This is a genomic window from Pseudomonas putida, from assembly GCF_009883635.2.
GTDB classification, from domain to species: domain Bacteria; phylum Pseudomonadota; class Gammaproteobacteria; order Pseudomonadales; family Pseudomonadaceae; genus Aquipseudomonas; species Aquipseudomonas putida_W.
This window is the reverse complement of the sequence record NZ_CP026115.2, coordinates 5,480,969-5,507,673: the sequence shown is the minus strand read 5'-3', so window position 1 is coordinate 5,507,673 and position 26,705 is coordinate 5,480,969. Positions and strand designations below refer to the sequence as shown.

Annotated in this window: 20 protein-coding genes; 10 read left to right on the top strand and 10 right to left on the bottom strand. The window is 64.4% G+C overall.

All coding sequences use genetic code 11. From position 1 onward, the window contains the following. Positions 1-42: 42 nt before the first annotated feature. Positions 43-690, top strand: a complete 648-nt coding sequence (locus C2H86_RS25040) for a DUF1345 domain-containing protein (protein WP_159410347.1) — start codon at positions 43-45, stop codon at positions 688-690. On the opposite strand, the gene C2H86_RS25035 is transcribed toward C2H86_RS25040, so the two are convergent. Continuing rightward, the gene (locus tag C2H86_RS25035) at positions 616-1,845 is read right to left on the bottom strand and encodes a pyridoxal phosphate-dependent aminotransferase (protein ID WP_159410346.1); all 1,230 of its coding nucleotides are present in this window, start codon (positions 1,843-1,845) and stop codon (positions 616-618) included. The two genes, C2H86_RS25040 and C2H86_RS25035, sit on opposite strands and share 75 nt — an antisense overlap. A 295-nt stretch (positions 1,846-2,140) precedes the next feature. Between C2H86_RS25035 and C2H86_RS25030 the strand changes: the two genes are divergently transcribed. Then, a complete protein-coding gene (locus tag C2H86_RS25030; RefSeq protein ID WP_159410345.1) occupies positions 2,141-2,401 on the top strand; it encodes a DUF1652 domain-containing protein in 261 nt (86 codons plus the stop codon). On the opposite strand, the gene C2H86_RS25025 is transcribed toward C2H86_RS25030, so the two are convergent. From C2H86_RS25025 to C2H86_RS24985, 9 genes are all read right to left on the bottom strand, one after another. Further along, a complete protein-coding gene (locus tag C2H86_RS25025) occupies positions 2,398-4,485 on the bottom strand; it encodes a putative bifunctional diguanylate cyclase/phosphodiesterase (RefSeq protein ID WP_159410344.1) in 2,088 nt (695 codons plus the stop codon). The two genes, C2H86_RS25030 and C2H86_RS25025, sit on opposite strands and share 4 nt — an antisense overlap. Positions 4,486-4,821: 336 nt before the next feature. Further along, positions 4,822-6,309 carry an efflux transporter outer membrane subunit gene (locus C2H86_RS25020; protein WP_159410343.1) on the bottom strand — a complete coding sequence of 496 codons (1,488 nt, stop codon included), beginning with the start codon at positions 6,307-6,309 and terminating at the stop codon, positions 4,822-4,824. Further along, positions 6,306-9,413 carry an efflux RND transporter permease subunit gene (locus tag C2H86_RS25015; RefSeq protein ID WP_159410342.1) on the bottom strand — a complete coding sequence of 1,036 codons (3,108 nt, stop codon included), beginning with the start codon at positions 9,411-9,413 and terminating at the stop codon, positions 6,306-6,308. Before C2H86_RS25015 ends, C2H86_RS25020 begins: the two co-directional genes overlap by 4 nt. Next, positions 9,410-12,508, bottom strand: coding sequence for an MdtB/MuxB family multidrug efflux RND transporter permease subunit (locus tag C2H86_RS25010; RefSeq protein WP_159410341.1), 3,099 nt, complete (start codon positions 12,506-12,508; stop codon positions 9,410-9,412). Before C2H86_RS25010 ends, C2H86_RS25015 begins: the two co-directional genes overlap by 4 nt. Continuing rightward, on the bottom strand, positions 12,505-13,812 hold the full coding sequence (locus tag C2H86_RS25005; protein ID WP_159410340.1) for an MdtA/MuxA family multidrug efflux RND transporter periplasmic adaptor subunit: 1,308 nt from the start codon (positions 13,810-13,812) through the stop codon (positions 12,505-12,507). The genes C2H86_RS25010 and C2H86_RS25005 overlap by 4 nt, the downstream gene beginning before the upstream one ends. 224 nt (positions 13,813-14,036) lie before the next feature. After that, on the bottom strand, positions 14,037-14,537 hold the full coding sequence (tpx, locus tag C2H86_RS25000) for a thiol peroxidase (RefSeq protein ID WP_159410339.1): 501 nt from the start codon (positions 14,535-14,537) through the stop codon (positions 14,037-14,039). A gap of 165 nt (positions 14,538-14,702) precedes the next feature. Further along, positions 14,703-15,983 carry a serine/threonine transporter gene (locus C2H86_RS24995; RefSeq protein WP_159410338.1) on the bottom strand — a complete coding sequence of 427 codons (1,281 nt, stop codon included), beginning with the start codon at positions 15,981-15,983 and terminating at the stop codon, positions 14,703-14,705. A gap of 297 nt (positions 15,984-16,280) precedes the next feature. Then, positions 16,281-17,477 (bottom strand): aromatic amino acid transaminase, encoded by a 1,197-nt coding sequence (locus C2H86_RS24990; RefSeq protein WP_159410337.1) that lies wholly within the window; start codon positions 17,475-17,477, stop codon positions 16,281-16,283. 116 nt (positions 17,478-17,593) lie between these two features. Further along, positions 17,594-18,619, bottom strand: a complete 1,026-nt coding sequence (locus C2H86_RS24985; protein ID WP_159410336.1) for an Ldh family oxidoreductase — start codon at positions 18,617-18,619, stop codon at positions 17,594-17,596. Positions 18,620-18,762: 143 nt separating this feature from the next. Here C2H86_RS24985 and C2H86_RS24980 point away from each other — a divergent pair, with 143 nt between their 5' ends. From C2H86_RS24980 to kdgD, 8 genes are all read left to right on the top strand, one after another. Next, a complete protein-coding gene (locus tag C2H86_RS24980; protein WP_159410335.1) occupies positions 18,763-19,635 on the top strand; it encodes a MurR/RpiR family transcriptional regulator in 873 nt (290 codons plus the stop codon). Positions 19,636-19,656: 21 nt separating this feature from the next. Continuing rightward, positions 19,657-20,409, top strand: a complete 753-nt coding sequence (locus tag C2H86_RS24975; RefSeq protein WP_159410334.1) for a transporter substrate-binding domain-containing protein — start codon at positions 19,657-19,659, stop codon at positions 20,407-20,409. Between the two features lie 142 nt (positions 20,410-20,551). Beyond that, a complete protein-coding gene (locus tag C2H86_RS24970) occupies positions 20,552-21,271 on the top strand; it encodes an ABC transporter permease (RefSeq protein WP_060485113.1) in 720 nt (239 codons plus the stop codon). Then, positions 21,268-21,978 carry an ABC transporter permease gene (locus C2H86_RS24965; protein ID WP_159410333.1) on the top strand — a complete coding sequence of 237 codons (711 nt, stop codon included), beginning with the start codon at positions 21,268-21,270 and terminating at the stop codon, positions 21,976-21,978. The genes C2H86_RS24970 and C2H86_RS24965 overlap by 4 nt, the downstream gene beginning before the upstream one ends. 15 nt (positions 21,979-21,993) lie before the next feature. Continuing rightward, positions 21,994-23,238, top strand: a complete 1,245-nt coding sequence (locus C2H86_RS24960; protein ID WP_159410332.1) for an NAD(P)/FAD-dependent oxidoreductase — start codon at positions 21,994-21,996, stop codon at positions 23,236-23,238. 22 nt (positions 23,239-23,260) lie between these two features. After that, positions 23,261-24,043, top strand: a complete 783-nt coding sequence (locus tag C2H86_RS24955) for an amino acid ABC transporter ATP-binding protein (protein ID WP_159410331.1) — start codon at positions 23,261-23,263, stop codon at positions 24,041-24,043. A 297-nt stretch (positions 24,044-24,340) separates the two neighbouring features. Continuing rightward, positions 24,341-25,150 carry a gamma-glutamyl-gamma-aminobutyrate hydrolase family protein gene (locus tag C2H86_RS24950; protein ID WP_159410330.1) on the top strand — a complete coding sequence of 270 codons (810 nt, stop codon included), beginning with the start codon at positions 24,341-24,343 and terminating at the stop codon, positions 25,148-25,150. Positions 25,151-25,729: 579 nt separating this feature from the next. Continuing rightward, positions 25,730-26,641, top strand: coding sequence for a 5-dehydro-4-deoxyglucarate dehydratase (gene kdgD / locus C2H86_RS24945; protein ID WP_159410329.1), 912 nt, complete (start codon positions 25,730-25,732; stop codon positions 26,639-26,641). The last annotated feature ends 64 nt before the right edge of the window (positions 26,642-26,705 follow it).

The window sequence follows — 26,705 nt, the reverse complement described above, 5'->3', positions numbered from 1 at the left end:
TGGTCTAGAGTGGTAGCCATGACTGTTCTGTAGCGAGCGCCCATGGCTTTCCACCGCCTGACCCGTACCCACCCGCGCCTGAGCATCGCCGCCCTGGTCGGCCTCCTCGGCGCCTGGCTGATCCCTGCCGACGATACCGTCCAGCGCATCCTCGCCGGCTGGAACCTGGGGGTCTGGCTTTATCTGCTGCTGGTGCTGTGGCTGACCTGGCGCGCCAGCCCCGACAAGGTGCGCAAGATCGCCCGGGTCGAGGACGAAAACGCCGGTCTGGTGTTGCTCACCGTGTGCATCGCCGCCATCGCCAGCCTGGCGGCCGTGACCCTGCAGCTGGTTTCCAGCCGCGGCCTGCAAGGCAGTGCGCTGGCCCTGCACTACCTGTACACCGGGCTGACCGTGGCTGGTTCCTGGCTGCTGATCGGCTGCATCTTCAGCCTGCACTACGCCCGCCTGTTCTACACCGGCGAGCGCAATGCACCGGCGCTGCGCTTCCCCGACGGTGAGTGCAACCCGGATTATTGGGACTTCCACTATTTCTCGTTCACCATCAGCGTTGCCGTGCAGACCTCCGACGTCGGCGTCGGCGGGCGTGGCATGCGCCGGGTGGTGCTGGCGCACTCACTGGTAGGCTTTGTGTTCAACACGGCGATTCTGGGCTTCACCATCAATATTGCGGCAGGCCTGCTCGGCTAGTATCCGTCTTGCGCAGGCGCCGATGCGCTGGCAGGCGTGTTCCAAGCGCTCGGCATCGAGCACCAGCCCCAAGCGCACATGGCCCGCCGCACTGGCGCCAAATGCATCGCCAGGCAAGAGTGACACTCCTTCCTCCCACAGCAGGCGCTGGGCGAAGGCCTGGGCGCTGAGCCCGGTGGCACGGATATCGAGCATGACGAACATGCCGCCGGCCGGGCGATGGGCAAGCACTCCCGGGCAATCCGCCAGGGCTGCACAGACCCGATCACGCCGCTGCCGATAGGCCTCGCGCATCGCGTGCACCGCCGGCAGGTCCTGCTCCAGCGCCACGCAGACGGCAGCCATGACAAACTCCGGCAGGCCGAACAGCATCGCCATGGCCAAGGTCGCCAGGTGGGCTATCAACGGTTGCGGGCCCACCACCCAGCCCACCCGCCAACCGCTCATGGCATGGGACTTGGACACGCTGTCGATCAGCACGCAGCGCTCGGCCATGCCCGGCAGGCTAAGCGGGTCTGCCGGTTCGCCGTCGAACAGCAAGCCGCTATATACCTGATCGCACACGAGCCACAGGTCATGTTCACGACACAGTTGCGCCAACAGCGCCATGTCCTGCGGCGAAATGGCGGCGCCGGTAGGGTTATGCGGGGTATTGAGCAGCAGGCCACGGGTACGCGGGGTGATCGCCCTGGCCACCGCCATCGGGTCAAGGCGAAAGCCCTGCTCCGGGCTGACAGCTACCTGCACGGGCTGTGCCCCGCAGGCAGCGAGCACGCCCTGGTAGGTGACATACATCGGCTCGGCGATGATCACCTCGTCACCGTGTTCGAACAGGCATTGACAAACCGCGTACAGGGCGCACTGGGCACCGGCGAGGACCATCACCTGGTCGGCCAAGACCTGCGCGCCTGTGCGCCGGGCAATCGCCTGGCGCAGCGCCAGGCTACCGTGCACGTCGCTGTAATGGGTTTCGCCACGCTGCAGGCTGGCAATCGCCGCGTCGACCACCGGCGCTGGCGTGTCGAAGTCCGGATCGCCCATCGACAGCAGAAAGATCTCGCGCCCCTCGCGGCGCAGTGCCTGGGCCTGATAGTGAATGTCCCATGCCGCAACGGCTTCGCCGACGATGCGTTGGGTGAGCGTGGAATAGCGCATGACTGTCTCCCTGTCTGCCCAGCTCGCACCGCTCGTCCGAAAACGCTGTGCGCCGAATGTGGATAAAAATAGCAGAGCAAATCGGCAACCATGCGGGCATCGTGCGGAGAAAACGTTTGCGTGGCCATTTGCCGCCAAACGGCGTGCATGACAGGTGTGTGAACGCTGTCATGCATTCATACATTTGTCTTGTCCTGGTCCGAACATGGGCTGTGGCAGGTGCTATGGTTAGGTTCCCGGCAGCCGAGCGAACGGCGGTCGATCACCGCGTCCAGGCAAGGACAAGGAGGCTGGCTTGAACAAGATGACGTTCCCCAACGCCTGCCAGGTGATGCGCTGGCACTTCCATCCGCTGGGCTTCGAAGCCAGCATGGATGCACCGCGCAGCATGGTTGCACGGCTGTTCGATCGGGCCACGGGCGAGACCCTGCTGGCCATTGCCGGCATCCCCTGCACGGCGATCATGGCCGCAGCAGATGTCGAACGCATCATCGAGGCCGTGGAGGCCGAGATGGAAGCCTTTGCCCCACCCTTCTCCCTGCTGGATGCGGGCTAGACAGCCACTTCGCTTTCTTCGCGCAACGCCTGCAACCTGCCCATGAACTGCTCGGCCGGCACCGGCTGACCGAGTAGATAGCCTTGCAGCGAATCACAACCCAGGCGGGTCAGGAAGTCCTGCTGGCGGTTGGTTTCCACCCCTTCGGCCACGATGCGCAGGCCCAGCGCCTGGCCCAGGGCGACGATTGCCGAGACGATCGCGGCGTCATCGCTGTCCTGTTCCAGGTCACGTACGAAACCACGGTCGATCTTCAGCTCGTTGGCCGGCAGGCGCTTGAGGTACATCAGGCTCGAATAACCGGTGCCGAAGTCGTCGATCGACAGGTCCACACCCATGTCGGAAAGCTGCTGCAGCACGGTCAGGCTGGCATCGGCGTCGTGCATGGCAGTGGTTTCGGTAATTTCCAGGGTCAGGCAGTTGGCCGGCAGGCCGTTCTCCTGCAGGGCGCGGGCAACACTGTCAACCAGGCCGGCATGGCAGAACTGGATGGCCGACAGGTTGACCGCCATGCGCCAATCGCGGTGCCCTTGCTCGAGCCACTGGCGCATCTGCCGACAGGCTTGATCCAGCACCCACTCGCCAATCGGGATGATCAGGCCGGTCTTTTCCGCCAGGCCAATGAAGCGGTCAGGCAGCATCAGGCCGTGCTGTGGGTGCTCCCAGCGCAGCAAGGCTTCGGCACCGATCGGCCTGCAGGCCTGGGCGTCGAACTTGGGCTGGTAGTGCAGGCGGAACTGACCTTGTTCGAGGGCCGCCCGCAGGTCCTGCAGCAGCTGTAACTGTTGCCGGGCGTTGCTGTTCATCGACACGTCGAAGAAGCTGTAACCGTTCTTGCCAGCGCTCTTGGCGTGGTACATGGCCGCGTCGGCGTTGCGCAGCAGTTCGAGCTGGTCCTGGCCGTTGCCGGGGTACATCACGATGCCCAGGCTGGCTGTGAGTTGCAGGTCATGCTCGGCGACGCGGAAGAGGCGCGACACCAGGTTGACCTGCTTGACCGCGACATCCATGGCGTCTTCCGGCTCTTGCAGCTCCACCAGCAGCACGAACTCGTCACCGCCGATGCGCGCCAAGGTGTCCTGGCTGTGCAGGTGGCCGCGCAGGCGGGCCGCCACGGCCTTGAGCAGCAGGTCGCCAACATGGTGGCCAAAGGCATCGTTGACCGGCTTGAAACCATCCAGGTCAATGAACATCAGCGCAAAGCAGCCACCCTGCTCCGCCACTTTGCCAATCGCCTGATCGATGCGGTCAGACAACAGCGTGCGGTTGGGCAGCCCGGTCAAGGTGTCGTGCAAAGCCAGCTGTGTCAGCTCCTGGTTGGCCAGGGTCAATGAGTGGGCCAACGCCGCCGTACGTGCTTCGAGGCGCGCGTCCAGTACCGACGTGAGCAACGCCGCGGCCAGCACCGCCAAGGTGGTGATCAACACCAGATAGACCAGGCCATCGCCCTGCAGGCCGCTTACCAGCGCGCCACAGTAGCTGCCCTCGGGGAAATTCGCCGCAGCCATGCCGGTGTAGTGCATGCCGACGATGGCAACGCCCATCACCATGGCTGCCAGGCCGCGGATCTGTCGCACGTAGGGGGTGTGCTGACGCAGGCGGAAGGCAATCCACAACGCGGCCGCCGAAGCGCCTACCGCTATGGCCAGCGAGACGCCGAACAAGGTCGGGTCATAATCGATGCCGGGCAGTATGCGCAGTGCAGCCATGCCGGTGTAGTGCATGCAGGCGATGCCAGTGCCCATGATCAGGGCGCCAAAGGCCAGCTGCAGTCGGGGCAGGCTGGGCTGGCTCACCAGCCACAGGGCGAAGCCGGAAGACAGCACGGCGATTACCAGCGAGAACGCGGTCAGGCCGATGTCGTAGCCCAGGGCGATGGGCAGGCTGAAGGCGAGCATGCCGATGAAGTGCATCGACCAGACGCCGATGCCCATGGCCAGCGCACCCCCGCCCATCCACAAATACACGGCACGGCCCTTGGCCGTGGCGATGCGGCCAGTCAGGTCAAGGGCGGTGTAGGAAGCAAGGATGGCTACGCAGAGTGAAATCAGCACCAGCGCAGAGGAGTAACTACCGGTCAGCATTGGAAAATCCAGCTCGGGACAGGGGGGCCCGAAAAAACTGACGATTGTACTCAAGCTTTGGCGAAACGCACGGGGTTTGTGCGAATGGGAATGGATCCATCGAGTAATAAAACTTGCTGAATCCCCTGACTCAGAGCCATTTCCAGCACGATGGAGGCAAATTGCCATTTGTCGGACCGCCGCGCTTTTTTTGTGGGAGCCGCGCTTGCCGGCGATGGGCCGCGAAGCGGCCCCACAATTTCAAGGTTGTTGCACAAATTGACGGGGCCGCTTCGCGGCCCATCGCCGGCAAGCGCGGCGCCCACAGGATCGTGCCAGCCCTTAGCACGGTAGTGCCTACTCCTGCTGGGCAAACGCCTGTTCGGCATCCCAGCCGCCGCCCAGCGCGGCAATCAGCTGCACGCTGGCCACCAGCCGCCCTTGCAGCAGGGTCAGCGCACTGCGCTCGTTACTCAGCGCCGTGGTCTGCACGTTGACCACATCGAGGTAACCGATCAGGCCTGCCCGGTACTGGTTCTCGGTCAGGCGCAACGATTCGCGTGCCGCTTCCAGCGCTTCCTGGCGCACCACGGCTTCATCGGCGTACACCTTCAACTGCACCAGGAAGTTCTCCACCTCTTTGAAGCCGTCGAGCACGGTCTGGCGGTACTGCGCCACGGTCTGGTCATACACCGCCCGGGTGCGGTCAACCTCGGCGCTGCGCTTGCCGGCGTCGAACAACGTCATCGCCAGTTGCGGCCCCACCGACCAGTAGCGGTTGGGCAGCTCGATCCAGTTGCTGAAGCTGCTGCTGGAATATCCGCCGCTCATGCTCAGGCTCAGGTCCGGGAAGTAGGCGGCGCGGGCCACGCCGATATTGGCGTTGGCGGCCATCACGTTGCGCTCGGCCGAGGCAATGTCCGGGCGGCGTTCGAGCAGTTGCGACGGCAGCGTCACCGGGATCTGCGGCAGTGCCGGAATGCTTTTGCTGTCGGCCAGGGAGAACTCCGCCGGGGCATTGCCCAGCAGCACCGCGATGGCGTTCTCGAACTGCGCGCGCTGCCAGATCAGGTCAATCAGGTCGGCCTGGGTGGACTTCAGCTGGGTACGCGCCTGGGCCACTGCATCCGGGCCGGCGACGCCTGCACGGTACTGGTTTTCGTTCATCCGCAGCGACCGCTCGTAGGTCGCGACAGTCGCTTCGAGCAAGCGCTTCTGCTCGTCGATCACCCGCAGCTGCAGGTAGTTCTGCACCAGCTCGGACTGCTGACTGAGGCGGATCGCGGCCAGGTCGGCGAAGCTGGCTTCGGCACTGGCTTCGTTGGCATTCATGGTTTCGCGCAGCTTGCCCCACAGGTCGACTTCCCAGCTGACGCCGAGCTGCGCGTTGTAGGTGTTGCGGATACCGCTGCTGTTGTTGGACAGGCTCGAACTGGAGCTACCGGTGCCTTGTGCCGAGCGGTTCTTGCTGGCGCTCAGGTCCAGGCTGGGGAACAGCGATGCCCGGCTGCTACGCACCAGCGCCTGGGCCTGGCGGTACTGGGCTTCCGATTGCGCGACGGTCTGGTTGCTGCGGTTGAGCTCCTCGACCAGCGCATTCAGCCCGGCATCCCCGTAGATCTCCCACCAGGCGCCACGGGCGATGGCATCGGACGGGTTGGCCTGGGTCCAGCCTTCGGCCTGCTTGTACTGCGCCGGGGTGCTCAGTTGCGGGCGGTGGTAGTCCGGGCTCAGGGTACAGGCACTGAGCATGGCCACGCACAGCCCGGCCCCGGCCAGGCGTGAGCCCCGCCCACGGGTCAGCAGCTGCAAGGCACGGTGAAGTCGGGTCTGGGCGAAGTTCATAGCGGTGTGTCCAGGGCGGCGTCGGTGCGGATACCGCGCCAATGGTTGAATCGGTGGCGCAGGCGGTCCAGGTACAGGTACACCACCGGCGTCGTGTAAAGGGTCAGCAGCTGGCTGACGACCAGGCCGCCGATGATGGTCAAGCCCAGCGGCTGGCGCATCTCCGCACCTTCGGCGCGGCTGATCAGCAACGGCAAGGCGCCGAGGATGGCCGCCAGGGTAGTCATCAGGATCGGCCGCAGGCGCAGCAGGCAGGCGCGGCGGATCGACTCTTCCGGGCTCAGGCCCTGGTGGCGCTCAAGTTGCAGCGCCAGGTCGATCATCAGGATGGCGTTCTTCTTCACCACGCCGATCAGCAGGAACAGGCCCAGCAGCGAGATCAGGCTGAACTCGCCGCCCGTGGCGTACAGCGCGAGCAAGGCACCGACGCCGGCCGAGGGCAAGGTCGACAGGATGGTCAGCGGGTGGATGTAGCTCTCGTAGAGAATGCCCAGCACCAGGTACACCAGCACCAGGGCACCGAGGATCATGAACGGCTGCCCTTCCTGGGTCTTGGCGAAGGCGCTGGCCGTGCCGCCGAGCTTGGCAATCACTTCCTCGGGCAGGCCCAGCTTGGCCACTTCGCGTTCCACCGCGGCCATGGCCTGGTCGGGGCTGTAGCCTTCGGCAACGTCGAAGGCGATGTCTTCGGAGGCGAACTGGCCTTCGTGGCTGACCCGGTCATTGGCCAGGCTGTTCTCGTAGTGGGCAATGGTCGACAGCGGCACCCGCGCGCCGTCGCTGGTGATCACCTGCACTTGTTCCAGGGTGCTTGGGTCCCAGGCGTATTTCGGGTTGATCTCCAGGACCACCTGGTACTGGTTGAGGCTGTCGTAGATGGTCGAAATCTGCCGCTGGCTGTAGGCGTTGTTCAGCACTGCGGTGACCATGTCCATGTCGATGCCCAGGCGCTTGGCCTGGTCACGGTCGACCACCAGGGTCACCTGCTGCGTACCGGAGCCGTCACGGGCGTCAATGGCGGTCAGTTCGGGCAATGCGCGCAGGGCCGCGACCACCTTGGGAAACCACTGGCGCAGGGCCGCCAGGTCGCCGCTCTGCAAGGTATACAGATACTGCGAGGAGGTCTGGTCACGGCCACCACCGCCCAGTTGCAGGTCCTGGTCGGCCATCAGGAACAGCCGCCCACCCGGCACCTTGGGCATTTCCTTGCGCAGTCGTTCGATGACCTTCTGCGCATCGAGCTTGCGCTCGGCGATGGGTTTCAGGCGTACCAGTACGAAGGCGTTGTTGGTGCCACTGTTGCCACCGATGAAGCCGGCCACGCTCTCTACCGCCGGGTCGGCGAGCAACGCGCGGCGATAGATCTCCATCTTCGGCTGCATCACGCTGAACGACAGGCCATCGTCGCCACGGATAAAGCCTTGCAACTGGCCGGTGTCCTGTTGCGGCATCAGGGTCTTGGGTATCACCACGTAAAGGGCGATGTTCAGGCCGATGGTCGCCAGCAGGCTGATCAGGGTCAGGCGCTTGTGCCGCAGCGCCCAGCCGAGGCTGCGGTCGTAGACATCGACCATGCGCTGGTGGGCCTTGTCGCTCCAACGTTGCAGGCGTGTCGGCTCGGCGCGGTGAGGCTTGAGCCAACGGGCGCAGAGCATCGGCGTGAGGGTCAGCGACACCACCAGCGAGACGATGATCGCCGCCGCCAGGGTGATCGAGAACTCCTGAAACAGGTTGCGCACGATGCCGCCCATGAACAGGATCGAGACGAACACGGCCACCAGCGAGACGTTCATCGACAGCAGGGTGAAGCCGACTTCCCTGGCGCCAAGGAATGCCGCGCGCATCGGCGGCTGGCCGTCCTCGATGTGCCGGGAGATGTTCTCCAGCACCACGATGGCATCGTCCACCACCAGGCCGGTGGCCAGGATCAGCGCCATCAGCGACAGGTTGTTCAACGAGAACCCGCACAGGTACATCACTGCGAAGGTGCCCACCAGCGACACCGGCACCGCCAGGCTAGGGATCAGCGAGGCGCGCAGGCTGCCGAGGAACACATAGACCACCAGGATCACCAGCACCACAGCGATCAGCAGGGTATGCTCGGCCTCCTTGAGGGTGGCCTTGATCACGGGCGAGCGGTCCATGGCCACGTTCAGCTGGACGCTGGCAGGCAGCAACGACTGCAGGGCCGGCAGCTGTGCCTTGATCTGGTCAACGGTTTCGATGATGTTGGCGCCGGTCTGGCGGTTGACCACCAGCAGCACGGCGCTCTGGTCGTTGAAGAAGCCGCTGTTGTAGCGGTTCTCGACGCCATCGGTGACGGTGGCCACGTCAGACAGGCGCAGGATGGTGCCATTCGACTGGCGGATCACGATCGGCTCGTAGTCCTTGGCGGTTTCCAGCTGATCGTTGGCGCGCACCTGCCAGTTGCGCTCGGCATCCTCGACAAAGCCCATGGGCCGGCGCTGGTTGGCGTTGGACACCGCAGTGCGCACCTCGTCCAGCGACAGGCTGTACTGGTTGAGCAACTGCGGCTCCACGGCAATGCGCACCGCCGGCAGCGAGCTGCCGCCGATCTGCACTTCCCCTACCCCGCTGACCTGGGCCAGGCTCTGCGACAGGATGGTATCGGCCAGGTCGTACAGCTGGCCCTTCTGCAACACGCTGGAGGTCAGCGAGAGCACCATGATCGGCGCCTGCGACGGGTTGATCTTCTTGTAGGTGGGCATGCTGCGCATGCCGCTGGGCAGCAGGTTGCGCGTGGCATTGATCGCTGCCTGCACCTCACGGGCGGCACCGTCGATGTCGCGGCCCATCTCGAAGCCGATGATCACCCGGGTCGAGCCCTGGTTCGAGCTGCTGGTCAGGGTGGTGACGCCGGCGATGCTGCCGAGCTTGCGCTCCAGCGGCGTGGCCACGGTGGCGGCCATGACTTCGGGGCTGGCCCCGGACAGGTTGGCTTGCACCACGATCACCGGGAAGTCCATCTGCGGCAACGGCGCCACCGGCAGCAGGCCGAAGCTGACACCGCCGAGCAGCATGATCGCCAGGCTCAGCAGCATGGTCGCCACTGGCCGGCGGATGAACGGTCCGGACAGGTTCATGCCTCGGCCTGCTGCGCGTCAGCGGCCGGGCGCCAGCGGCGGGCCAGGCGGTCGAAGTACAGGTAGATGACGGGCGTGGTGAACAGTGTCAGCACCTGGCTGACCAGCAGGCCGCCGACCATCACCAGGCCCAGCGGCTGGCGCAGTTCGGCACCGGAACCGGTGGCCAGCATCAGCGGCACGGCGCCGAACAGCGCGGCCAGGGTGGTCATCAGGATCGGCCGGAAACGCAGCAGCGCCGCCTGGTAGATCGCATCGCGCGGGCTCATGCCCTGGTTGCGCTCGGCTTCGAGGGCGAAGTCGATCATCATGATCGCGTTCTTCTTGACGATGCCGATCAGCAGGATGATGCCGATGATGGCGATCATACCCAGGTCATTGCCGCTGAGGATCAACGCCAGCAAGGCGCCGACCGCCGCCGACGGCAAGGTCGAAAGGATGGTCACCGGGTGGATGTAGCTCTCATAGAGCACGCCCAGCACGATGTACATGGTCACCACGGCCGCCAGGATCAGCAGCAAGGTGCTCGACAGCGAAGCCTGGAAGGCTTCGGCAGCGCCCTGGAAACGGGTCTGCACGCCGAGCGGCATGCCGATGTCCTGCTGCACCTGTTCGATAGTCTTGACCGCCTCGCCCAGCGACGCACCATGGGCCAGGTTGAACGACAGCGTCACCGCCGGGAACTGGCCGATGTGCGAAATGGCCAGCTGCGCCTGGCGCTGCTCGATACGCGCCAGCGCCGACAGCCGCACCTGGCCGCCATCAGTGGCTTTGACGTGGATCGACTCCAGCGCCTGCGGGCCGATGACCGCCGCGTCCTGCGCCTGCAGCACCACGCGGTACTGGCTGGCCTGGGTATAGATGGTGGAAATCTGCCGCTGACCGAAGGCGTCATACAGAGCGTTGGTGATTTGCGCCACGGTGATGCCCAGGCGGCTGGCCATGTCACGGTCGATCACCAGGTACACCTGCAGGCCCTTGTCCTGCAGGTCACTTGCAACGTCCTGCAGTTCCGGGCGTTCCTGCAGGGCCTGCACCAGCTTGCCGCTCCACTGCGCCAGCAGCTCGGCATCGGGCGACGACAGGGTGAACTGGTACTGGGTACGGCTGACCCGGTCCTCGATGCTCAAGTCTTGCACCGGCTGCATGAACAGGCGGATACCGACCAGCTTGTCGAGTTGCGGTTGCAGGCGGCTGATCACTTCACCGGCGGTGACATCACGTTCGCCGTGGGGCTTGAGGTTAATCAGCAGGCGGCCGCTGTTGAGCGTGGCATTGTCGCCATCGACCCCGATATAGGACGACAGGCTCTGCACTGCCGGGTCCTGCAGGATGACCTTGCTCAGGGCCTGCTGGCGTTCGCTCATGGCGGCGAACGAGGTCGACTGTGGCGCTTCGGAAATACCCTGGATCACTCCGGTGTCCTGCTGGGGGAAGAAGCCCTTGGGCACCACCAGGTACAGCAGCACGGTCAACGCCAAGGTGGCCACGGCCACCAGCAGGGTCAGCGGCTGGTGCTTGAGCACCCACTGCAGGCCGCGGCCGTAGTGTTCGATCATCCAGTCGATCCAGGCACCGCTGGCGCGGTAGAAGCGGCCCTGCTCTTCTTCCTTGGGCTCGCGCTTGAGCAGGCGCGCGCACATCATCGGCGTCAGGGTCAGCGACACCACCAGGGAGATCAGGATAGCCACCGCCAGGGTGATGGCGAATTCGCGGAACAGGCGGCCGACCACGTCGGCCATGAACAGCAGCGGGATCAGCACGGCGATCAGCGAGAAAGTCAGCGAGATCAGGGTGAAGCCGATCTGTTTGGCGCCCTTCAGCGCTGCCTGCAGCGGCGTTTCGCCTTCCTCGATGTGGCGCGAGATGTTCTCGAGCATGACGATGGCGTCGTCGACCACGAAACCGGTGGCGATGGTCAGTGCCATCAGCGTGAGGTTGTTGACCGAGAAGCCGGCCAGGTACATCACGCCGAAGGTGCCGATCAGCGACAGCGGTACGGCGATCGAGGGAATGATCGTGGCGCTGAAGCGGCGCAGGAACACGAAGGTGACCATCACCACCAGCACGATGGCGATCAGCAGTTCATGCTGCACGTCCTTGACGGCCGCGCGGATGGTCTGGGTGCGGTCGGTGAGCACCGAGACATCGAGGCCGGCCGGCAGGTTGTCAGTGATCGATGGCAACATCTGCTTGATGCGGTCGACCACCTCGATGACGTTGGCACCCGGCTGGCGCTGGATGTTCAGCAGCACGGCCTGGTTCTGGTTGGCCCAGGCGGCCAGGCGTTCGTTCTCGGCGCCGTCAACGATCTCGGCGACATCCTTCAGGCGCAGCGGCGCACCATTGTTGTAGGCGAGGATGAGGTTGGCGTATTCCTCGGGCGAGCGCAGCTGGTCGTTCGCGTCGAGCATCGACACCCGGGTCGGGCCGTCGAAGTTGCCCTTGGGCTGGTTGACGTTGGACGCGCCGATCAGGGTGCGCACGTCGTCAAGGTTCAGGCCGTTGGCCGCCAGCGCATCGACGTTGACCTTGATCCGCACCGCCTGGCGCTGGCCGCCGGCGATGCTGACCATGCCCACGCCACTGATCTGCGCGAGCTTCTGCGCCACGCGGGTATCGACCAGGTCGTTGAGCTTGGGCAGCGGCATGGTCTTGCTGGTGATGGCCAGGGTCAGCACCGGGGTGTCGGCCGGGTTGACCTTGTTGTACACCGGTGGCGCCGGCAGGTCGGTGGGCAGCAGGTTGCTGGCGGCGTTGATCGCGGCCTGCACCTGTTGCTCGGCGACGTCCATGTTCATGTCCAGGCTGAAGCGCAGGGTCAGCACCGAGGCACCACCGGAACTGGTCGACGCCATCTGCTCGAGGCCCGGCATCTGGCCGAACTGGCGTTCCAGCGGGGCAGTGACCGCACTGGTCATGACCTGCGGGCTGGCACCCGGATACAGGGTCATGACCCGGATGGTCGGGTAGTCGACCTGGGGCAAGGCCGACACCGGCAGCAGCTTGTAGGCGATCAGGCCGGCCAGGACGATGGCCAGCATGGTCAGCGTGGTGGCGACCGGGCGGAGGATGAACAGGCGTGACAGGTTCATGCGCCCGCCTTGCCTGCCGCTTTGCCCGAAGGTGCTTCATCGGTCTGTGCCGAACCCTTGGCGTCCTGGCCCTGCAGGTGCTGGCCCGGGGTAGTCGGCACCTGCGAGCTGTCTTCGACCACTTCGACCTTGGTGCCTTCACGCAGGCGGTCGGTGCCTTCCAGCACCAGGCGGTCGCCGGCCTTGAGGCCGTCAAGGATGACGCTGTTCTGGCCATCGCTGGCGCCGACCTTGAGCTTGCGGATATTGACCGTGCTCTGGTCATTGACCACATAGGCGAAGGTGCCGTCGTTGCCGAACTGCACGGCGGCTGCCGGTGCCATCACCACCTGCTTGAGGGTGTCGGCCAGCAGGCGCACGTTGACGAACTGGTTGGGGAACAGGACCAGGTCCTTGTTCTCGAAGCGGCCCTTGAACTTCAGGGTCCCGGTGGTGGTGTCGATCTGGTTGTCGATGCTACCCAGCACGCCGGTCGACTGCAGTTTGCTGTCGGTGCGGTCCCAGGCCTCGACCGGCAGGCTCGCGCCGCTGCGGTAACGCTCGAGCACGGTGCTCAGCTCGGTTTCCGGCAAGGTGAAGGCGACACTGATCGGCTCGGTCTGGGTAATCACCACCAGGGCGGTGGTGTCGTTGGCCGCCACCAGGTTGCCCAGGTCAAGCTGGCGCAGGCCCACGCGGCCGTTGATCGGCGCACGGATCTGGGTGAAATCGAGGTTCAGGCGGGCATCGTTGACCTGGGCCTGGTTGGTCTTGACCAGCCCCTGGAACTGCGCAACCTGGGCTTCGGCGGTGTCGAGGGTCTGCTTGGCGATGCTGTCCTGGGCATACAGGCCTTTATAACGTGCCAGGTCGACCTGGGCATTCTTAAGCTGCGCCTGGTTCTGCGCCAGGGTGCCTTCGGCCTGCTGCAGGGCGATGCGGTAAGGGCGCGGATCGATTTCGGCGAGCAGGTCGCCGGCCTTGACCTGCTGGCCCTCCTTGAAGAGGATCTTGACCAGTTCGCCGGCCACCCGGCTGCGCACATTCACCGTGTTGGTCGCGGTGACCGTGCCCAGGGCCTTGTAGTAGAGCGGGAAGTCGCCAACCCGCACCGGTTCGACGCGCACCGGCACCGGGTCGGTGGAGCCACCGAAGCCTGGCCGACCCATGCCCATGCCCCCGCCTTTGCCGCCGCGCCCGCCTCCGGCCGCTTTGTGGTCAGGCGTTGCAGCAGGCCACAGCCACCAGGCCAGCAAGGCCACCAGCAGCAGGATCAGCAGGCCGACGAGCCAGCGACGAGGGGATCGGGAATTGGACACTTGCATGGGTTGAACGAACCTTGTTCGGAAATGGCGGCTTGGGGAGATTGAACGATAAGCAGTGGCATCGTTTTAGCAAAGGCTCTTTACCAGAGGTTTACCTTTGCCTGACGTTGCCAAAAGGTTGAACTTTAAACGAAAACGGCCCGGAAAGCGTTCCGGGCCGTTACAGGGTGTTGCTTGGAGAGGGGCCAGGCAGAAGAGTTCCTTTACCCTCCCCCAGGCAGTCCTTACTTCAATACAGCCAGGGCTGCCTCGTAGTTCGGCTCGTCGGCGATCTCGCCAACCAGCTCGCTGTGCAGCACCTTGTCGTTCTCGTCCAGTACCACCACGGCGCGGGCAGCCAGGCCGGCCAGCGGGCCGTCGGCGATGGCAACGCCGTAGTTCTGCAGGAACTCGGCACCGCGCAGGGTGGACAGGTTCTTCACGTTCTCCAGGCCTTCAGCACCGCAGAAGCGCGCCTGGGCGAATGGCAGGTCGGCTGAGATGCACAGCACCACGGTGTTGGCCAGGTCGTTGGCCTGGGCGTTGAACTTGCGCACGGAAGTGGCGCAGGTCGGGGTATCGACGCTTGGGAAGATGTTCAGCACCTTGCGCTTGCCGGCGTAGTCCTTCAGCGACTTGTCAGCCAGGCCCTCACCTACCAGGGAGAAAGCTGGAGCTTGAGCGCCGACCTGTGGCAGGTTGCCGTTGACCTGAACCGGGCCGCCTTTGAGAGTGACTTGAGCCATGACGAAATCCTTATACGGGTTTTGAAAAGGACACTGAGTTAATCATGAAGGCGGCCGGGTGCCTATGGGCACATCGCAATTGTTCTATTTCCAGACAATTCTTGTGGACAAAAAAAGTCCGGATGACGACAAGTGCTCCGGACTTTTCTTATTGCAGGCAGCGTATCAGCCAATCAGGCCGTACACTACCGAGGTCAGTGCAACCACGCCGATCACCACCACAAACGCGTTCGACAGTACACCACTGTACTTGTGCATCGACGGCACGCGACGGATGGCGTACATCGGCATCAAGAACAGCAGCACCGCGAGGATCGGCCCACCCAGCGATTCGATCATGCCGAGGATGCTCGGATTGAGGGTGGCGACGATCCAGCAGACCACCAGCATCAGCGCGGCGACCACACGGTCCAAGGTCTTGGCGCCTGGGCGAACGCCGGTCTTGGCGATGATACCCTTGAGGCCTTCACTGGCACCGATGTAGTGGCCCAGGAACGACTTGGCAATCGCGACGAAGGCGATCAGCGGCGCGGCAAAGGCAATGGTCGGGTTGCTGAAGTGGTTGGCCAGGTACGACAGGATCGACAGGTTCTGCGCCTTGGCTTCGGCCAGCTGGGCACTGCTCAGGGTGAGCACGCAGCTGAACACGAAGAACAGCACCATCACCACCATCAGCAGGTGGGCACGGCGCAGGATCTGGCCGCTGCGCTGGTCGGCGTGCTCGCCGTAGCTGCGCTTCTGGTCAACGGCGAAGGCCGAGATGATCGGCGAATGGTTGAACGAGAACACCATCACCGGAATGGCCAGCCACAGGGTGTGCAGGAAGGCCGAGCCCGACGGCACCTGGGCGGCGCTGTCGAGGATGCCACCGGTCCAGTGCGGGATCAGGTACAGGCCGAGCAGCCCCAGGGCGACGATGAACGGGTACACCAGCAGGCTCATGACCTTGACCGTGGCCTGCTCGCCGCAGCGCACGATGGCCAACAGGCCGAGGATCAGCACGAACGACAGGATGACCCGCGGTGGCGGCGCCATGTGCAGTTGGTGCTCCATGAAGCTGCTGACGGTATTGGTCAGCGCCACGCTATAGATGAGCAGGATCGGGAAGATCGCGAAGAAGTACAACACGGTGATCAAGGCACCGGCCTTGATGCCGAAATGTTCCTCGACCACTTCGGTGATGTCACCGCCGTTACGCCCGGACAGCACGAAGCGGGTCAGGCCACGGTGGGAAAAATAGGTCATCGGGAAGGCCAGCGCGGCCAGTATCAGCAGCGGCCAGAAGCCGCCGAGGCCGGCGTTGATCGGCAGGAACAAGGTCCCCGCGCCAATGGCTGTGCCGAACAGGCCCAGCATCCAGGTGGTGTCGTTACGCGACCAGGCGCCGAGGGTGGCGGGGGTCGATTCTACAAAGCGTTGTTCAACGCTTGGGGCCTGCTCATTCATTCCGGGTGAAGCTCCACTCGCAAGACTGCAACAGGCTGAGAATGGCGAACTAGACGATTCGCCCAACTCAACCGGGGAAGAGGGGCGCGATTGTGCACCGAAAGGTTGCACTTGCGAAGCCCTTTTCCGAGGAGTGGTTGCACTTGTCTTTACAAGCGGGTTGTGCCGGGGCTGCGTTTCAGCCCAATCGCCGGCAAGCGCGGCTCCCACAGGTATAGCGCATGGCTCAAGTTCTGCGCGGTCGGTGTGGCAGCCGGGCTTGCCGGCGAAAGGGCCGCAAAGCGGCCCCGTGCAGTCTTACTTCTGTACTGCGGCGAAGGCCTCGGCAACCCGTTGCAGGTTGGCCGGACGCAGGCCGGACATGCACACCCGGCCGCTGTCGATCAGGTACACGCCGAACTCGTCACGCAGGCGACGCACCTGCTCGACACTGAAGCCGGTGTAGCTGAACATGCCGCGCTGGCGCAGGAAGAACTGGAAGTCCTGGCCCGGCAGCAGCACCGCCAGGGCATCGACCAGCGCCTGACGCATGTCGAGGATACGCTTGCGCATCACTTCCACTTCTGCGGCCCACTGGGCGTTGAGTGCGGCATCGCCGAGCACGCCAGCCACCAGCTGGGCACCGAAGTTGGGCGGGCTGGAGTAGTTGCGGCGCACGGTGGCCTTGAGCTGGCCGAGCACGCTCTGGGTGGTGGCTTCGTCGTCGCAGACCACCGACAGCCCCCCTACTCGCTCGCCGTACAGCGAGAAGATCTTGGAGAACGAGTTGCTGACCAGGCACGGCACGCCAGCACGGGCCATTTCGCGGATGGCGTAGGCGTCTTCCACCAGGCCTTCGCCGAAGCCCTGGTAGGCAATGTCGAGAAACGGAATCAGCTGGCGCGCCTTGACCACTTCCACCACCTGTTGCCACTGCGCCGGCTCGAGGTCGGCACCGGTCGGGTTGTGGCAGCACGGATGCAGCAGCACAATGCTGTTGGCCGGCAGGCCCTGCAGGGCTTGCAGCATGCCGTCGAAATCGACGCCACGGCTGGCCTGGTCGAAGTACGGGTAGGTGTGGACCTTGAACCCGGCACCCTCGAAAATGGCGCGGTGGTTGTCCCAGGTCGGGTTGCTGACCCAGACTTCCGACTTCGGGAAGTAGCGCTTGAGGAAGTCGGCACCGACTTTCAGCGCGCCGGAGCCGCCAACGGTCTGCACGGTGGCCACGCGCTTGCCGGTCACGGCCGGGTGGTCGGCACCGAACAGCAGCGTCTGGATCGCCTGGCGGTAGCTGGCCAGGCCTTCCATCGGCAGGTACAGCGAGGCTTCATGGGCCTGGCCGGCAATGCGCTTTTCCACCGCATCCACCGCTTCCAGCTGCGGCACCACACCGGCCTCATCGTAATACAGGCCGATGCTCAGGTTGACCTTGTCGGCGCGCGGGTCGGCCTTGAAGGTTTCCATCAACGAGAGGATCGGGTCGCCGGCATAGGCATCGACATGTTTGAACACAGCGTGCAGCTCCTTGGATCAGGACAGTTCGGAAAGACTGCCCTGAGGATACCCGGAGTCGGGCCCAAGGAACATCACATAAGTGCAAGGTTGTCTATGCAACTTTGCACAACGGCTCAGCCAAGCAGCGCCCTCAGGCCCTGCAGCTCCTGTTCGGTCAGGGCCACCCCTTCGCGCTCGGCCACTTCCCGCTCGCGGTAGCGGCGCTCGCCCGGCATGCGCGACAACCCGGCAGCGTGCATGTGCTCGACCAGTTCGCGGCTGCGCTGGGCAAACCGGCTACCCTCGGCCTTGCTCGGGTCGATGACGATGATCAGTTGCCCGGTCCACGGCGTTTTCGCGCCCGGATGCCGCGACCAGTCGAACTCCCAGGAGAAATGCCCACCGGTCAGCGCCGCCGCCAGCAACTCGACCATCATCGACAGTGCCGAACCTTTGTGCCCGCCAAACGGCAACAGCGCGCCGCCTTCGAGAATGGCCTTGGGATCGGTGGTCGGCAGGCCCTGGGCATCCACGCCCATGCCTTCGGGCAGTGTCTGGCCGGCGCGCGCGGCGATCTGCACGTCGCCATGGGCCATGGCACTGGTGGCCATGTCGAAGACGATCGGGTCATGGCCCGCGCACGGTGCGGCAAAGGCGATCGGGTTGGTGCCGAACAACGGTTTGCGCGCACCGTGCGGCACCACGCAGGTCATGCTGTTGACCACGCTCAGTGCCACCAGGCCCTCATCGGCAAAGGGCTCGACATCCGGCCACAGCGCAGCGAAATGGTGCGAATTGTGGATCGCCAGCACGGCGATGCCGGCGCTGCGGGCCTTCTCCACCAGCAACTCACGGGCCGCTGCCAGGGCGGGCTGGGCGAAGCCACCGGCGGCATCCACGCGTACATAGCCTGGCGCCAGGTCGGTTACCTGCGGTGTGGCACGCCCGTCGACCCAGCCACTGGCCAGGGTCGAAACGTAACCGGGAATACGAAACACGCCATGGCTGTGAGCGCCATCGCGCTGGGCACTGGTGCAGTTGTGGGCAAGCACGGTAGCCACCGCTTCGCTGCAGCCGTGTTGCTGGAAGATCGCTTGCAACAGCCCTTGCAGCTCGGCGAAGGGCACACGCACGAGCGGGCTGGTGGAAGGTGCGGACATCTGTAGCTCCTTTTTTGGAATTGGAATGGCAACAGCGTATGCAACGACAAAAACTTTCCAATAAGTGACAGCTATCTGTCAAATGTTGACGCAATGACAGAAAACGGCCATTTTCTATTTCACGACTTACCTGGAGCAGCAGCATGAGCCAACCGATCAAGCAACGCCTGGAAAACAGCCTGCAAGGAGCCGCTGCCTCGGGCCGCAAGATCGCCAGCTACATGCTCGCCAACCTGCACGAACTGCCGTTCCAGACCTCGGCCAGCATTGCCGAAAAGCTGGGTGTCAGCGAATCCAGCGTCGGCCGTTTCTGCCGCTCCCTCGGTTATGCCCATCTCAAGGCGCTCAAGCAAGACCTGCAGAGCGACCTCGGCGACGGGCCATGGCTGATGGGTGATCGCCTGCAAGAATATCGCCAGAACCAGGATGTCAGCGACAACGCCGGCAGCCTGGAACGGGAAATCGCGGCCCTGGTGCGCGTTCACGAATACCGCCAGAGCGACGCCTGGCACGCCGTGGCACAGCGCCTGGCGGTAAAACCACGGGTGTGCATCGCCGGCTTCCAGACCGAGCGCGGTATCGCCATGTGCATGAGCCACCTGCTGCAATACCTGCGCGACGGCGTGCTGCTGGTCGATGGCAGCGCCGGGCACTTCGGCGACGTGCTGCTCGGCCGCAGCGAAGACACCGCGCTGGTGGTGTTCGAGGCGCGCCGCTATTCACGCCATGCCCTGCAGCTGTGCCAGAAGGCACGCGACGCCGGCATCCCGGTCACCCTGGTGACCGACACCTTCTGCGACTGGGCCGATGCCCATGCCGACGAAGTGTTCCGCATCCCCACCGAATTCAACCTGTTCTGGGAGTCCACCGCGACCATGCTGTCGTGGGTGCACCTGATGGTCAACGAGGTCTGCAAGAAGCTCGGGCCTGAAGTTGAAAAACGCTTGGAAGCGACTGCCGCTCTACATAACGAGTTCGTCGGCTACACCTCGTGGCCGGCGGGCAAACAACAATAGCAAGAGTGCAAGAGGTGCGAGATGAACAAGACCATGGCTATGCTGGGTGCGTGTGCCCTGCTGCTGGCGGGCAACGCCAGCGCCGAGACCCTGCGCTTCGCCACCGAAGGTGCCTACCCGCCCTTCAACTATGTCGATGCCGATAACCAGCTGCACGGCTTCGACATCGACATCACCCACGCCCTGTGCGAACAGATGAAGGTCGAATGCACCCTGGTCGCCCAGGACTGGGAAGGCATCATCCCGGCCTTGATGGCGCGCAAGTACGACGCCGTGGTGGCGTCGATGATCGACACCGAGGAACGGCGCAAGAAAATCGCCTTCACCGACCACTACTACCGCACCCCGCTGACCGTCGCCGTGGCCAAGGACAGCAAGATCGGCGACGCCCAGACCAAGTTTGACGGCTACACGGTCGGCGCCCAGTCGTCCTCGACCCAGGCCATCTATGCCGAAGACGTGTACGCCAAGGCCGGCGCCGATGTGAAGCTGTACCCAACCATGGACGAGGCCAACGCCGACCTCGCCGCCGGCCGCCTGGACGGGGTGATCGCCGACAAATTCCCGCTGCACGAGTGGATGAACAAGAACGGCGGCGATTGCTGCAAGATCCTCGGCGACGTTGCCGAGACCAAGGCCGACGCCGCCATTGCCGTGCGCAAGGACGACGATGCCCTGCGCCAGCGGCTGAACACCGCACTGGCCGAGATCGTCGCCAACGGCACCTACCAGAAGATCGCCAGCAAGTACTTTGCCTTCGATATCTACAACTGACACTGGCTTACCCACCTGACCTGTGGGAGCGGGCTTGCCCGCGAATGCATTTGACCAGCTAAACGCGCCACATGGGCCGACGCATTCGCGGGCATGCCCGCCCCCACAGGGATGGGGGGCAATCCCACGTGAGGGGTTTGTCATGCTCGATCAATTGTCCTTGCTGTCCTTCGCCAGTGGTGGCTGGGGCCAGGCGCTGCTGGCCGGCGCCCTGGTCACCGTTTCCCTGGCCCTCGCCTGCCTGCCCATCGGCCTTCCGCTGGGCCTGGCCGTGGCCCTGGCGGCGCGTTCGCGCAAACGCCTGCCACGGGCCTGGGCCACCACCTTTTCCACGGTGTTCCGCGGCCTGCCCGAGCTGTTGACCTTGCTGATCATCTATTACGGTTGCCAGATCGCCGCTCAGAAGCTGCTGGCGGCCATGGGCTATGAAGGCGAATTTCTGATCAACACCTTCCTGGCCGCGATGATCGCGTTCAGCCTGGTATTCGCAGCGTTCTCCAGCGAAATCTGGCTGGCGGCGTTCAAGACCCTGCCCAAAGGCCAGCTCGAAGCCTGCTCGGCGTTGGGCCTGAGCAAGCGCACCGGGTTCTTCAAGGTGGTGCTGCCGCAACTGACCCGTATCGCCCTGCCGGGCCTGTCGAACAACTGGCTGTCGCTGCTCAAGGACACCTCGCTGGTGTCGACCATCTCGCTAGTCGACCTGATGCGCCAGACCAACCTGGCGGTCAGCGTGACCAAGGAGCCGATGTTCTTCTATGGCGTCGCCTGCCTGGGTTACCTGCTGTTCTCGGCCGCCTCGGGACGGGTGTTCGCCTATATCGAGCGCCGCAGCAACCGCCACCTGCAAGGAGCACGCGCATGAGTGCCGATCAACTGCTGGGCCTGGTGCTGGACCCCGACTTGTTGGAACGCTACGGGCCGCGTTTTGTCGATGGCCTGCTGGTGACCGCCAAGCTGGTGGCGATCTCCTTCAGCCTGGGCGCCGTGCTCGGCCTGCTGCTGGCCCTGGCGCGCATGTCGCGCCACCAGCTGCTGCAGCGCATTGCAGCCGGCTACATCTACTTCTTCCGCGGCTCGCCGCTGCTGGCACAGCTGTTCCTGCTGTATTACGGCCTGGGCTCGCTCAAAGGCTTCTGGCAGGACGTCGGCCTCTGGTGGTTCTTCCGTGAAGCCTGGTTCTGCACCCTGCTCGCGTTCACCCTGAATACCGCCGCCTACCAGGCCGAGATCTTCCGCGGCAGCCTGATGGCCGTGGCGCCGGGCCAGTACGAAGCGGCACGGGCACTGAACCTGAAACGCTCGACCACCTTCTTCAAGGTGATCCTGCCGCAATCGTTGCTGGTGGCCATCGGCCCGCTGGGCAACGAGCTGATCCTGATGATCAAGGCCAGCGCCATTGCCTCGCTGGTGACCATCTACGATCTGATGGGCGTGACCAAACTGGCGTTCTCGCGCAGTTTCGACTTCCAGATCTACCTGTGGGCCGCGGTGCTCTACCTGGTGATCGTCGAACTGGTCCGGCGCTTGCTCAAACACCTGGAAGCCCGCCTGGGCCGCCACCTGAACTGACCGAAGGATACATCCATGCATTGCCAGACCCTTGTTCTCGGCGCCGGCATCGTCGGCGTCAGTACCGCACTGCACCTGCAGGCCCGCGGGCGCCAGGTGATCCTGATCGACCGCGACGACCCCGGCAGCGGCACCAGCCATGGCAATGCCGGGCTGATCGAGCGCTCCAGCGTGATCCCCTATGCCTTCCCCCGGCAGTGGAGTGCCTTGCTGCGCTACGGCCTGAACCGCCAGCCCGATGTGCGCTACAGCCTGCTGCACCTGCCCAGGGCGGCGCCGTGGCTACTGCGCTACTGGCAGCAGTCGGCGCCTGGGCGCCTGGCCGGAGCGGCGGCCGACATGCTGCCGCTGGTGCAGCGCAGCGTCGAGGAGCACGATGCGCTGATCCACGCCGCCGGCCTTGAAGGGCTGGTCCAGGCCAAAGGCTGGATCGAGGTCTATCGCGAACCGGCGCTGTTCGAGCAGGCCAAGGCCGAGCTCAAGGGCCTGGCCCGTTACGGCCTGCAGTACGAAATCCTCGAACGCGGCCAGCTGCAGGCGCGCGAACAGCAGCTCGACAGCACGGTGGTCGGTGGCATCCACTGGCTCGACCCGAAGACCGTCAGCAACCCCGGCGCCCTCACCCGTGGCTACGCCGCGCTGTTTGTGCAGCGCGGCGGGCAGTTCCTGCATGGCGATGCACGCAGCCTGCGCCAGGTCGACGGCCAATGGCAGGTCGACAGCCAACGGGGGCCGATTACCGCCAACGAGGTCGTGGCCTGCCTGGGCCCGCAGTCGGGCGACCTGTTCGAGCGCCTGGGCTACCGCATTCCGCTGGGCATCAAGCGTGGCTACCACATGCACTACGGCACCCGTGACGGCGCGCAGCTGCAGCATTCGGTCTGCGACACCCAAGGCGGCTATGTGCTCGCCCCCATGGCCCGTGGCGTGCGCCTGACCACCGGCATCGAATTCGCCGCCAGTGACGCGCCGGGCAACGAAATCCAGCTCAAGCGCTGCGAAGCCCTGGCCCGCAAGCTGTTCCCCGCCCTGGGCGAGCGCCTCGATGACAAACCCTGGCTCGGCCGCCGGCCGTGCCTGCCCGACATGCGCCCGGTGATTGGCCCGGCGCCCCGGCACAAAGGCCTGTGGTTCAACTTCGGCCACGCCCACCACGGCCTCACCCTCGGCCCGGTCAGCGGCCGCCTGGTGGCCGAGCTGCTCACCGGCGAACGCCCCTTCACCGACCCTGCGCCCTACAGCGCGGCACGTTTCGACTGACACCCAGCGGGAGAACAACAACATGACCGCCCCCATGAGCGTTGCCAGCCTTGCCCCCGAACCTGACCCGCGCCCGGAGCTGATCCGCATCGAGGGCCTGAACAAGCACTATGGCGCCTTCCATGTGCTGCGTGACATTGACCTGCAGGTGCGCGAAGGCGAGCGCATTGTCCTGTGCGGCCCGTCCGGCTCGGGCAAATCGACGCTGATCCGCTGCATCAATCGCCTGGAAATCGCCCAGCAGGGCAGCATCCAGGTGGCCGGCACCGACCTGGCCGCCAACACCCGCCAGGCGGCCCAGGTGCGCAGCGACATCGGCATGGTGTTCCAGCACTTCAACCTGTTCCCGCACATGAGCGTGCTCGACAACTGCCTGCTCGCCCCTACCAGCGTGCGCGGCCTGTCACGCAAGGACGCCGAGGAACGGGCGCGCATGTACCTGAGCAAGGTGGGTATCGAGAGCCAGGCGCACAAATACCCCAGCCAGTTGTCCGGCGGCCAGCAACAGCGCGTGGCCATCGCCCGGGCGCTGTGCATGAAGCCGCGCATCATGCTGTTCGACGAGCCGACCTCGGCGCTCGACCCGGAGATGGTCGCCGAGGTGCTGGATGTGCTGGTGCAGTTGGCCGGCACCGGCATGACCATGCTCTGCGTCACCCACGAAATGGGCTTTGCCCGGCAGGTAGCTGAGCGGGTGCTGTTCCTCGAAGGCGGGCAGATCATCGAGGACAGCCCGCCCCAGGTGTTCTTCAACCAGCCGCGCACGGCGCGGGCCAAGGCGTTCCTGGCGCAGATACTGCACTGAGCCGTCGATCATTGCAGCGCTGCAATGATCCAACTGCGTCGTTAAATATAATTGACCTTACCCCCTGCCAAACCCTTGCCGGCTCAGGCTCGCAAGGGTGCAGCCCCCGTATTTCGGCGCCTTAACCGCTTTTTGCTCGTTTGACATATCGAACGGCTCTGGCAAGCTATCTACAAGCCCCGACCGGAATCGTCCAGTGATGAGCCGGCAGTGCTCGGGACTTCAGGTAGCACATCAAGGCCACGGGCCGTGCACCTGCACAACAACGACAGGCAGAGCCCTGTCATAAGGTGACATATGTCCAACAGCAACATTGGCAACAAGCAACCTTCCCTGCGCAAACCCGTCGTCTTGATGACCATGGGCAGCCAAGAGCGCAAAGGCCATGACTACCAGGTCATGACCCACAAATACATCACCCCGCTGGTCGACTTCGCCGATTGCGTCCCGGTCCTGGTGCCCACCTGCTGTGGCGTCGAAGACCTCGAGACCTATCTGGACATGGCCGACGGCGTGTACCTGACCGGTGCCGGCAGCAACATCGACCCGACCCTGTACGGTCAGGAGAACGAAACGCCAGGCAAAGGCCAGGACAAGAACCGCGACCTGTTCGACATCCCGCTGGTCAAGGCGGCCCTCAAGCGCGGCCTGCCGATTTTCGGCATCTGCCGTGGCATGCAGGAAATCAACGTTGCCCTGGGCGGCGACATGTACCAGAAGGTCTACGCCGAGCCAGGCTTCAACGACCACCGGGAAAACCCGGAAGATCCGGTCGATGTGCAGTACGCCCAGGTGCATGGCGTGAAGATCAAGGCGGGCAGCTGGCTGCGTGAAACCCTGGGCACCGACGAGATCCGCGTGAACTCGCTGCACGGCCAGGGCCTGCGTAACCTCGGCGCCGGCATCGAGCCGATCGCCGTCGCCGAAGACGGCCTGGTCGAAGCGATCCACGCCCCGAGCATCTCGCCGTTCCTGTTTGCCGTGCAGTGGCACCCGGAGTGGCAAGCCGCGAAGAACCCTGATTCGATCAAGATCTTCCAGGCCTTTGGCGACGCCTGCCGCGCCCAGGTGCGTAAAAGCCAGATCAAGCGCCAACAGGCCGCCTGATACCCGGTTTCAGCTTCGTTAGCTTTGATCGCGGGGCGGCGCAATGTCGCCCCCGCTTCCCCGGTCACCCTCTGCTGGTCCCAGAACACTTCCCGTGGAAGCGGGCGGCGGGCTTGTGCCTGTCTCCGCGGTCGTTTTTTTCCTTTTTCCTTCAAGAGATACGATGACTGCCGAGTGGTTGTCGTAAGATTTTCTGCGCCTGTGAGATCGAGCGCCGCCCGCGCGGCGCATCGCGAGCTGCGCTCGCTCCTACGTTTGTTTCTGGCCAATTAATCCTGTGGGATTTGCACGCGAACGCTTTGGCGCACGACAAGATATCTTGTCGTATCAGCTGGGCGATCGCGCGCGCCTCTTACAGGCGTTACTGGCCCGAAACAAGCGTAGGAGCGAGCGCAGCTCGCGATGCGCCGCGCGGGCGGCGCTCGATCTGCGCACCACCACAAATCTCAAGGCAACCCTCCTCCGGCATCCCGACAAAAATTTCTCCAAAGGGGCTAGTCATCGCAGAGGTTGTACGATAACTTACCTCCAACGCAGAACAACACCCTTCACCCCAAGCGCCACAGGATGCCTACAACAATGACTCCACAAGAACTGAAATCCATCCTCTCCCACGGCCTGCTGTCTTTCCCGGTCACCGACTTCAATGCCCAGGGCGACTTCAACCAGGCTGGCTACATCAAGCGCCTGGAGTGGCTCGCCCCTTACGGCGCCAGCGCCCTGTTCGCCGCCGGTGGCACCGGTGAATTCTTCTCCCTGGCTGCCAGCGAATACAGCCAGGTGATCAAGACTGCGGTCGACACCTGCGCCACCTCGGTACCCATCCTCGCCGGCGTCGGCGGTTCCACCCGCCAGGCCATCGAATACGCCCAGGAAGCCGAGCGCCTGGGGGCCAAGGGCCTGCTGCTGCTGCCGCACTACCTCACCGAAGCCAGCCAGGACGGCGTTGCCGCCCACGTCGAAGCGGTGTGCAAGTCGGTCAACATCGGTGTGGTGGTGTACAACCGCAACGTCTGCCGCCTGAACGCCAACCTGCTGGAGCGACTGGCCGAGCGCTGCCCGAACCTGATCGGCTACAAGGACGGCCTGGGCGATATCGAACTGATGGTGTCGATCCGTCGCCGCATGGGTGACCGTTTCAGCTACCTGGGTGGCCTGCCGACCGCCGAGGTGTATGCTGCGGCCTACAAGGCACTGGGTGTGCCGGTGTACTCGTCGGCTGTGTTCAACTTCATTCCGAAGACCGCGATGGACTTCTACCACGCCATCGCCCGCGACGATCACGCCACCGTGGCCAAGATCATCGACGATTTCTTCCTGCCGTACCTGGACATCCGTAACCGCAAGGCCGGCTACGCCGTGAGCATCGTCAAGGCTGGCGCCAAGATCGCCGGTTACGACGCAGGCCCGGTGCGTACCCCGCTGACCGACCTGACCGCCGAAGAATACGAAATGCTCGCAGCACTGATGGACAAGATGGGCCCGCAATAAGCGCGCCCCGCGGCCTGCCAATGCCGCATCCGGAGTGGGCCCGCCCCACTCCGGCTACAACTCG

What these genes read in the sequence shown, in the direction of transcription:
- C2H86_RS25040 (WP_159410347.1), top strand. Translation starts at nt 43, where the DNA reads ATGGCTTTCCACCGCCTGACCCGTACCCACCCGCGCCTGAGCATCGCC.
- C2H86_RS25035 (WP_159410346.1), bottom strand. Translation starts at nt 1,845, where the DNA reads ATGCGCTATTCCACGCTCACCCAACGCATCGTCGGCGAAGCCGTTGCG.
- C2H86_RS25025 (WP_159410344.1), bottom strand. Translation starts at nt 4,485, where the DNA reads ATGCTGACCGGTAGTTACTCCTCTGCGCTGGTGCTGATTTCACTCTGC.
- C2H86_RS25020 (WP_159410343.1), bottom strand. Translation starts at nt 6,309, where the DNA reads ATGAACTTCGCCCAGACCCGACTTCACCGTGCCTTGCAGCTGCTGACC.
- C2H86_RS25015 (WP_159410342.1), bottom strand. Translation starts at nt 9,413, where the DNA reads ATGAACCTGTCCGGACCGTTCATCCGCCGGCCAGTGGCGACCATGCTG.
- C2H86_RS25010 (WP_159410341.1), bottom strand. Translation starts at nt 12,508, where the DNA reads ATGAACCTGTCACGCCTGTTCATCCTCCGCCCGGTCGCCACCACGCTG.
- C2H86_RS25005 (WP_159410340.1), bottom strand. Translation starts at nt 13,812, where the DNA reads ATGCAAGTGTCCAATTCCCGATCCCCTCGTCGCTGGCTCGTCGGCCTG.
- tpx (WP_159410339.1), bottom strand. Translation starts at nt 14,537, where the DNA reads ATGGCTCAAGTCACTCTCAAAGGCGGCCCGGTTCAGGTCAACGGCAAC.
- C2H86_RS24995 (WP_159410338.1), bottom strand. Translation starts at nt 15,983, where the DNA reads ATGAATGAGCAGGCCCCAAGCGTTGAACAACGCTTTGTAGAATCGACC.
- C2H86_RS24985 (WP_159410336.1), bottom strand. Translation starts at nt 18,619, where the DNA reads ATGTCCGCACCTTCCACCAGCCCGCTCGTGCGTGTGCCCTTCGCCGAG.
- C2H86_RS24980 (WP_159410335.1), top strand. Translation starts at nt 18,763, where the DNA reads ATGAGCCAACCGATCAAGCAACGCCTGGAAAACAGCCTGCAAGGAGCC.
- C2H86_RS24975 (WP_159410334.1), top strand. Translation starts at nt 19,657, where the DNA reads ATGAACAAGACCATGGCTATGCTGGGTGCGTGTGCCCTGCTGCTGGCG.
- C2H86_RS24970 (WP_060485113.1), top strand. Translation starts at nt 20,552, where the DNA reads ATGCTCGATCAATTGTCCTTGCTGTCCTTCGCCAGTGGTGGCTGGGGC.
- C2H86_RS24965 (WP_159410333.1), top strand. Translation starts at nt 21,268, where the DNA reads ATGAGTGCCGATCAACTGCTGGGCCTGGTGCTGGACCCCGACTTGTTG.
- C2H86_RS24960 (WP_159410332.1), top strand. Translation starts at nt 21,994, where the DNA reads ATGCATTGCCAGACCCTTGTTCTCGGCGCCGGCATCGTCGGCGTCAGT.
- C2H86_RS24955 (WP_159410331.1), top strand. Translation starts at nt 23,261, where the DNA reads ATGACCGCCCCCATGAGCGTTGCCAGCCTTGCCCCCGAACCTGACCCG.
- C2H86_RS24950 (WP_159410330.1), top strand. Translation starts at nt 24,341, where the DNA reads ATGTCCAACAGCAACATTGGCAACAAGCAACCTTCCCTGCGCAAACCC.
- kdgD (WP_159410329.1), top strand. Translation starts at nt 25,730, where the DNA reads ATGACTCCACAAGAACTGAAATCCATCCTCTCCCACGGCCTGCTGTCT.